Below are 7734 nucleotides of genomic sequence, written 5' to 3'. Positions count from 1 at the left end.
AGCGGGGGCGCCRATGAAGCGTTTTATCCARGGAGAGCATCGAGGCCAAAGCGCGCTGCTTCCCGAGAGCCTGGATGACTACGTGGCGGACACMAACCCGGTGCGGGTGGTCGATGTTTTCGTCGATGAACTCAACCTTGGCCAGTTGGGTTTCGAGGGCGTCGTCCCGGCTGAAACAGGTAGCCCCGCTTACCATCCTGCCGACCTGCTGAAGATCTACATCTACGGCTATCTCAATCGCATCCAGTCCAGCCGCCGTCTCGAACGCGAGGCTCACACATCGGTGTCTAGGGGTTGACTTAATGGATAAGACATGGCTGCATCTACTGCTACGCGCGGCCCAGCCATGCGTACTGGGACCTGTCGCCAGGGCTGGATTTCGAGACGAAGCTGATCGCCAAGACCAACGCCGCCGAGGTGCTGGAAGAAGAACTGAGCCGCAAGGGCTATGTCTGCGCGCCGATCAACCTGGGCGCCAACACCGACCCCTACCAGCCCATCGAGCGCCAGCAGCGCCTGACCCGGCAAATCCTTGAAGTGTTGCTGCGCTTCCGCCACCCGGTGACCATCGTCACCAAGGGCTCGCTGATCCTGCGCGACCTCGACCTGCTGGCGGAGCTGGCGAGACAGAATCTGGTCGCCGTGATGATCAGCCTCACCACGCTGGACGATGAGCTCAAGCGCATCCTCGAGCCCCGCGCCGCTGCACCCTCCGCCCGCCTGCGGGCGATCCGCGTGCTGCGCGAGCAAGGCATTCCGGTGGGCGTACTGTGTTCGCCGATGATCCCGATGATCAACGACCGTGAGCTGGAAGCCTTGCTCGAAGCGGCCCACGAGGCCGGCGCCCAGAGCGCCAGCTACATGATGCTGCGCCTGCCGCGCGAGGTCGGCCCGTTGTTCGAGGAATGGCTGGCGGCGCACTACCCGCAGCGCGCCAACCACGTGATGAGCCTGATCCGCCAACTGCGCGGCGGGGAAATCTATGACAGCCGCTTCGGCCACCGTTTTCGCGGCGAAGGCCCGTTCGCCGACCTGTTGGCCAAGCGCTTCGAGGTTGCCATGCGCCGCCTGGGATTGGGCCGGCGCGGCAGCTTCAACCTGGACTGCACGGCGTTCGCCCCACCGCGCAGCCAGATGAGCTTGTTCTGACGCTCTAGCGGAAAATTCGACAAGCGCAACGACATCACGGCAACATCGCAATGCCATGATAGCTTGCCGATATCATCTTTAAATTTCGGCGAAACATCATGAAAAAGCTCATTCCAGAGCGGTTTTTTAATTTTGGTTTAATCTTCGCTGTCTAGGGTTTGAGCACAAAGTGACTAACCGGTCACGCCAGTTTTTTTCCCACGCCTGTGTCTTTTCTCCCTGGGGAGAGCGTCGGCTGACGTGGGAAAATTCTTCGTCATTCTTCGAGGCTGATACATGAACGACAAAACGCACGGTGAGGATCACGCCCACGAATCTGCTGACGAGGCGCTGCGCCATATCGTCGAAGGATTCCGCCAGTTCCGCCATGATGTCTTCCCGCAACAGGAAGAGCTGTTCAAGAAGCTGGCCCATGCGCAGAACCCGCGCGCCATGTTCATTACCTGCGCCGATTCGCGCATCGTTCCGGAGCTGATCACCCAGAGCTCGCCGGGCGACCTGTTCGTTACCCGCAACGTCGGCAACGTGGTGCCGCCCTACGGCCAGATGAACGGTGGCGTGTCCACCGCCATCGAGTTCGCGGTCATGGCCCTCGGCGTGCAGCACATCATCGTTTGCGGCCACTCCGACTGCGGCGCGATGAAAGCAGTGCTGGCGCCGCAGACGCTGGAAGGCATGCCGACGGTAAAAGCCTGGCTGCGCCACGCCGAAGTAGCCCGCACCGTGGTCGCGCAGACCTGCGGTTGCGCGACCCAGGAGCATCTGGGTGTGCTGACCGAAGAGAACGTGGTCGCCCAGCTGGATCACCTGAAGACGCACCCGTCCGTGGCCGCGCGCCTGGCGTCCGGCCAACTGTTCATCCATGGCTGGGTCTACGACATCGAAACCAGCGCCATCAAGGCCTACGACGCCCAGGAAGGCCGCTTCCGTGCGCTCGACGGCGAGGGCCCGACCCCGAGCGCGACGCCGCGCCCGCGTTACTCGCCCCAATAAGCGTTCAGCTTCCGTAATGCCCGGGCGCGGCGGCCCAGCAGAACAAACGCCGCGCCCCTTCTCTGATTTGCTCCCTGCCTGAGGCGCACGCGTCCACCGCGTACGCCGTCCCTTTGAATTGCGCGTGTCGATGCGGTCGAGACCGGTGTCGTGGGCTTTCGCGCGCCCGAAAAATGCTCAGGAGAACAGCGTCATGTCGGTTCCCCACTCTGTTCCACGCGGATTTTCCCAGCTGCGCCAAGTGCTGCCACGCGATCTGCTCGCCTCGGTGGTGGTTTTCCTCGTCGCCCTGCCGTTGTGCATGGGCATCGCCATCGCCTCGGGCATGCCGCCGGCCAAGGGGCTGGTAACCGGCATTATCGGCGGCCTGGTCGTCGGCTTTCTGGCCGGCTCGCCGCTGCAGGTCAGCGGACCGGCGGCGGGGCTCGCCGTGCTGGTCTTCGAACTGGTGCGCGCTCATGGCATGGCCATGCTCGGGCCCATCCTGCTGCTGGCCGGCGCGTTGCAGCTACTGGCGGGAAGGCTGCGCCTGGGCTGCTGGTTCCGCGTGACCTCGCCGGCGGTGGTCTATGGAATGCTCGCCGGCATCGGCATCCTCATCGTGCTGTCGCAGGTCCACGTGATGCTCGACCTCAAGCCCCAGGCATCCGGGCTGGATAACCTACTGGCCTTCCCCTCCGCGCTTTTGTCCGAGGCCAGCGGTTTCGATGCTGCGCTGCTCGGGCTGGGTACCATGATGTGCATGGCGTTGTGGGATCGCTTCAAACCGAGCCGGCTGCGCATGCTGCCCGGAGCCCTGATCGGCGTGAGCCTGGCGACGTTGGCAAGCATCGTCCTGGAACTCAACGTGCTGCGCGTGAGCGTTCCGCAGAACCTTGGCGATGCCATCGACTGGCTGCGCCCCGACGATCTCGGCGCCCTGCTCGACCCGACTATTCTATTGGCCGCCGTGGTGGTCGCCTTCATTGCCAGCGCCGAGACGCTGCTCTCTGCCGCTGCCGTGGACCGCATGCACAGCGGCCCTCGCTCGGACATGGACCGCGAGCTGAGCGCCCAGGGCGTGGGCAACATGCTCTGCGGGCTGGTTGGCGCATTACCGATGACCGGTGTGATCGTGCGCAGCTCGGCCAACGTGCAGGCGGGCGCGCGCAGCCGCGCCTCGGCGATCTTCCACGGGCTTTGGCTGCTGGGTTTCGTCGTGCTGCTGGGCGGGCTACTGCGACAGATACCCATTGCCAGCCTGGCGGGTGTGCTGGTCTACACCGGCATCAAGCTGGTGGACCTCAAGGCGCTGCGCTCGCTGGGGCGCTATGGGCGCATGCCGGTGCTGGTGCATGCGGTGACCGCGCTGGCAATTGTCGCCACCGACCTGCTGACCGGCGTGCTGCTGGGCTTCGCGCTGACGGTACTGAAGCTGGTGTTCAAGGCCGCGCGGCTGAAGATCAACCTGCGCTACGACGATGAAGGCAATGGCGCCGAACTGCGGCTGGTGGGCGCAGCGACCTTCCTCAAGGTGCCGGCGCTGTCCCAGGCGCTGCAGTCGGTGAAGCCGGGAACGCACCTGCGCGTACCGTTGCAGCACCTGAGCTACATCGACCACGCGTGCATGGAGTTGCTCGAGGACTGGGGCCGCAGCGCCGCGGCCAGCGACTGCCGACTGTCCCTAGAAGGCAACGGCCTGCGTCGCCGCGTGGAGGGCCGGGTGCGCGCGCTGCAGAGCGCAGGCTGAGCCTCAGTCGCGGCCCAGCTCGAGCTCGACGCCGAACTGCCGCGACAGGCACGGCCACTGCTGCCAGGCCATCACGACCTGCGGGTCGTTGAGGCGGGCGCGGTAGCTGATGGCGGATTCGGCGCTGAAGGTGCTGTCGTCGAGCATGCCGTTGACCGCATGGTGCACCGCTTCATCCAGCTGATTGGCGAAAGGCTCGCCGATCAGCTGGTGCGCCACCAGGTTGGCCACGGTGGTATCCAGCGGGATCAGCGGCTGGTTGAAGTGGGCAATGTAGCGGTCGTTCACTTCCTCCACCAGGCGGTGGGCAAGGTAGGACTCGTCCAGCAGCGCGTCCAGGCCGTCGTGGCCGTCGAGCAGCGCCGGCGGGGTGAGGAAGAACTGTTCGGCGAGCTTGAGCACCGGCTTGATGCGGTCCTCGATGCCGGCCGCTCGCGCCACGGCGTTGGCGGCATCGAGGAAATCCGGCACCTGCTCGATATAGGCATGCACGAAGCGCGTCAGCGTACCGCTGGGGTCCTCGCCGGCCAGGGCGATGCTCGGGTGCAGGCTTTGCAGTTGGCTCTGGATCAGGCGGGCGAGATGCCCATGGCGGGATTCGAGCAGATGGGCATTCCGGATCAGCTCACGCAGTGCAGCGGTGTTCATGACAACTCCAAGACAACGGGTTTGGAAAGTGAAGAAAGACCTTAGCCGCACCCCGGGCGTAGCTAAGACGCGATTGTCATATTCATGAACTGGTTATGCCGACGCGGCATATCAGACGGCCAGCATGGTACTCCAAAGCCGCGCCGTCCGTGGCTTTGAGATCGCACTTCGGTCTTTCAAACACAGTTTTTACTCTGCGTTGTTATGTCGCAACCCGTGGCTATACTCCGCTTCGACACACCGAAAACCTGATGGACCCGGCCTGCCCTGCGTGCTGCCGAGGTAAGACGTCAAAGTAAGTTGTCTTGGCGGTCACTCCCTTGGCCGTTGGCTTGTTCAGGCTCGCCCCCTCTGCAATGGGGATCGCAGCCAGGGCGCTTTGCCGGCGGGATAAAAACAACGATAAGGGGAACCCGAATGCTGCGACATCCACGAGTCTGGATGGGCTTCCTTTTGCTCTTGGCTTTCAGTCAGGCAAACGCCGCCTGGACGGTCAACATGGCCCCCGGTGCGACGGAAGTCAGTCGTAACGTCTTCGATCTGCACATGACGATCTTCTGGATCTGCGTCGTCATCGGCATCGTCGTCTTTGGCGCGATGTTCTGGTCGATGATCGTCCACCGCCGATCCACCGGGCAGCAGCCCGCGCATTTCCACGAGAGCACCACGGTGGAAATCCTCTGGACCGTCATTCCCTTCCTGATCCTGGTGGTGATGGCCGTCCCGGCCACCAAGACGCTGATCCACATGTACGACACCTCGGAGCCCGAGCTGGACGTGCAGGTCACCGGCTACCAGTGGAAGTGGCAGTACAAGTACCTGGGCCAGGACGTGGAGTTCTTCTCCAACCTCGCCACGCCCCAGGACCAGATCCACAACAAGGCCGACAAGGACGAGCACTACCTGCTCGAAGTGGACAACCCGCTGGTGCTGCCGGCCGGGGTCAAGGTGCGCTTCCTGGTCACCTCCAGCGACGTGATCCACTCCTGGTGGGTGCCGGCCTTCGCGGTCAAGCGCGATGCCATTCCCGGCTTCGTCAACGAGGCCTGGACCAAGGTCGACCAGCCCGGCATCTACCGCGGCCAGTGCGCCGAGCTGTGCGGCAAGGACCACGGCTTCATGCCCATCGTCGTCGACGTGAAGTCCAAGCCCGACTTCGACAAGTGGCTGGCCGAGCGCAAGGAAGAGGCGGTCAAGCTCAAGGAGCTGACCAGCAAGGAGTGGACGAAGGAAGAGCTGGTCGCCCGTGGCGACAAGGTCTACCACACCATCTGCGCCGCCTGTCACCAGCCTGAAGGCCAGGGCATGCCGCCGATGTTCCCGGCGCTCAAGGGCTCGAAGATCGTCACCGGACCCAAGGAGCACCACCTGGAGACCGTGTTCAACGGCGTCCAGGGCACGGCCATGGCGGCCTTCGGCAAACAGCTCTCGGAAGTCGACATCGCCGCGGTGATCACTTACGAGCGCAACGCCTGGGGCAACAACGACGGCGACATGGTGACCCCGCAGGACGTGGTCGCCTACAAGCAGAAACAACAATAAGGAGGCCGCGATGAGTACAGTGATCGATCACCCCGACCATTCTCACGCCGGCGACCACCACCACGGCCCTGCCAAGGGCCTGATGCGCTGGGTTCTGACCACCAACCACAAGGACATCGGCACGCTGTACCTGTGGTTCAGCTTCTGCGCCTTCCTGCTCGGCGGCTCCTTCGCCATGGTGATCCGTGCCGAGCTGTTCCAGCCTGGCCTGCAGATCGTCGAGCCGGCGTTCTTCAACCAGATGACCACCATGCACGGCCTGGTGATGGTCTTCGGCGCGGTGATGCCGGCCTTCGTCGGCCTGGCCAACTGGATGGTGCCGCTGATGATCGGCGCGCCGGACATGGCGCTGCCACGGATGAACAACTTCAGCTTCTGGCTGCTGCCGGCGGCCTTCGGCCTGCTGGTGAGCACCCTGTTCATGCCCGGCGGCGGCCCGAACTTCGGCTGGACCTTCTACGCGCCGCTGTCGACGACCTTCGCGCCGCACAGCGTGACCTTCTTCATCTTCGCCATCCACCTGATGGGCATGAGTTCGATCATGGGCGCGATCAACGTGATCGCCACCATCCTCAACCTGCGCGCACCGGGCATGACGCTGATGAAGATGCCGCTGTTCGTCTGGACCTGGCTGATCACCGCCTTCCTGCTGATCGCGGTGATGCCGGTGCTGGCGGGTTGCGTGACGATGATGCTGATGGACATCCACTTCGGCACCAGCTTCTTCAGCGCGGCCGGCGGCGGCGACCCGGTGCTGTTCCAGCACGTGTTCTGGTTCTTCGGCCACCCCGAGGTGTACATCATGATCTTGCCGGCGTTCGGCGCCGTCAGCTCGATCATCCCGGCCTTCAGCCGCAAGCCGCTGTTCGGTTACACCTCGATGGTCTACGCCACCGCCTCGATCGCCTTCCTGTCCTTCGTCGTCTGGGCGCACCACATGTTCGTGGTCGGCATCCCGCTGGTGGGCGAGCTGTTCTTCATGTACGCGACCATGCTGATCGCCGTGCCCACCGGAGTGAAGGTGTTCAACTGGGCGTCGACCATGTGGCAGGGCTCGCTGACCTTCGAGACGCCGATGCTGTTCGCCGTGGCCTTCGTCATCCTGTTCACCATCGGCGGCTTCTCCGGGCTGATGCTGGCCATCGCCCCGGCGGACTTCCAGTACCAGGACACCTACTTCGTGGTGGCGCACTTCCACTACGTGCTGGTGCCCGGCGCGATCTTCGGCATCTTCGCCTCGGCCTACTACTGGCTGCCGAAATGGACCGGCCACATGTACGACGAGACCCTGGGCAAGCTGCACTTCTGGATGAGCTTCATCGGCATGAACCTGGCGTTCTTCCCGATGCACTTCGTTGGCCTGGCCGGCATGCCGCGGCGGATTCCGGACTACAACCTGCAGTTCGCCGATTTCAACATGGTCTCGTCCATCGGCGCCTTCATGTTCGGCACCACGCAGTTGCTGTTCCTGTTCATCGTCATCAAGTGCATTCGTGGCGGCCCGGCAGCGCCGGCCAAGCCGTGGGACGGCGCGGAAGGCCTGGAGTGGACGATTCCGTCGCCCGCGCCGTACCACACCTTCACCACGCCTCCGGAAGTGAAATAACGATGTTCCTGTAGGAGCGAGCTTGCTCGCGAACGCTTTCTCCCGGTTCGCGAGCAAGGGCTAGGCG

At 63.7% G+C, this 7734-nt stretch carries 5 protein-coding genes and 2 pseudogenes; 6 read left to right on the top strand and 1 reads right to left on the bottom strand.

Translation table 11 applies throughout. The features are described 5' to 3' along the window. Positions 1–13: 13 nt before the first annotated feature. From A9513_RS35075 to A9513_RS17585, 4 genes and pseudogenes are all read left to right on the top strand, one after another. A pseudogene (locus A9513_RS35075) lies at positions 14–274 on the top strand (transposase); the annotation flags it as partial. Between the two features lie 38 nt (positions 275–312). Continuing rightward, positions 313–1149: pseudogene (locus A9513_RS17595) on the top strand (PA0069 family radical SAM protein); the annotation flags it as partial. 276 nt (positions 1150–1425) lie between these two features. After that, the gene (locus A9513_RS17590) at positions 1426–2142 is read left to right on the top strand and encodes a carbonic anhydrase (RefSeq protein WP_024763725.1); all 717 of its coding nucleotides are present in this window, start codon (positions 1426–1428) and stop codon (positions 2140–2142) included. 193 nt (positions 2143–2335) lie between these two features. Then, positions 2336–3871, top strand: coding sequence for a SulP family inorganic anion transporter (locus A9513_RS17585; protein WP_065327723.1), 1536 nt, complete (start codon positions 2336–2338; stop codon positions 3869–3871). 3 nt (positions 3872–3874) lie between these two features. Here A9513_RS17585 and A9513_RS17580 read toward each other — a convergent pair whose 3' ends face one another. Beyond that, the gene (locus A9513_RS17580; RefSeq protein ID WP_024763723.1) at positions 3875–4519 is read right to left on the bottom strand and encodes a hypothetical protein; all 645 of its coding nucleotides are present in this window, start codon (positions 4517–4519) and stop codon (positions 3875–3877) included. A 417-nt stretch (positions 4520–4936) separates the two neighbouring features. Here A9513_RS17580 and coxB point away from each other — a divergent pair, with 417 nt between their 5' ends. Both coxB and ctaD read left to right on the top strand, forming a co-directional pair. Then, positions 4937–6061, top strand: coding sequence for a cytochrome c oxidase subunit II (coxB, locus tag A9513_RS17575; protein WP_082032823.1), 1125 nt, complete (start codon positions 4937–4939; stop codon positions 6059–6061). 10 nt (positions 6062–6071) lie between these two features. After that, a complete protein-coding gene (ctaD, locus tag A9513_RS17570; protein ID WP_024763722.1) occupies positions 6072–7667 on the top strand; it encodes a cytochrome c oxidase subunit I in 1596 nt (531 codons plus the stop codon). Positions 7668–7734: the final 67 nt, after the last annotated feature.

The sequence above is a fragment of the Pseudomonas sp. AU12215 genome (assembly GCF_001675465.2).
GTDB lineage: Bacteria > Pseudomonadota > Gammaproteobacteria > Pseudomonadales > Pseudomonadaceae > Pseudomonas > Pseudomonas nitroreducens.
This window is presented reverse-complemented; position numbering and strand designations above follow the sequence as displayed.

Excerpts from the sequence above, each read along its gene's own strand:
- A9513_RS17590 (WP_024763725.1), top strand. The coding sequence starts at position 1,426 with ATGAACGACAAAACGCACGGTGAGGATCACGCCCACGAATCTGCTGAC.
- A9513_RS17585 (WP_065327723.1), top strand. The coding sequence starts at position 2,336 with ATGTCGGTTCCCCACTCTGTTCCACGCGGATTTTCCCAGCTGCGCCAA.
- A9513_RS17580 (WP_024763723.1), bottom strand. The coding sequence starts at position 4,519 with ATGAACACCGCTGCACTGCGTGAGCTGATCCGGAATGCCCATCTGCTC.
- coxB (WP_082032823.1), top strand. The coding sequence starts at position 4,937 with ATGCTGCGACATCCACGAGTCTGGATGGGCTTCCTTTTGCTCTTGGCT.
- ctaD (WP_024763722.1), top strand. The coding sequence starts at position 6,072 with ATGAGTACAGTGATCGATCACCCCGACCATTCTCACGCCGGCGACCAC.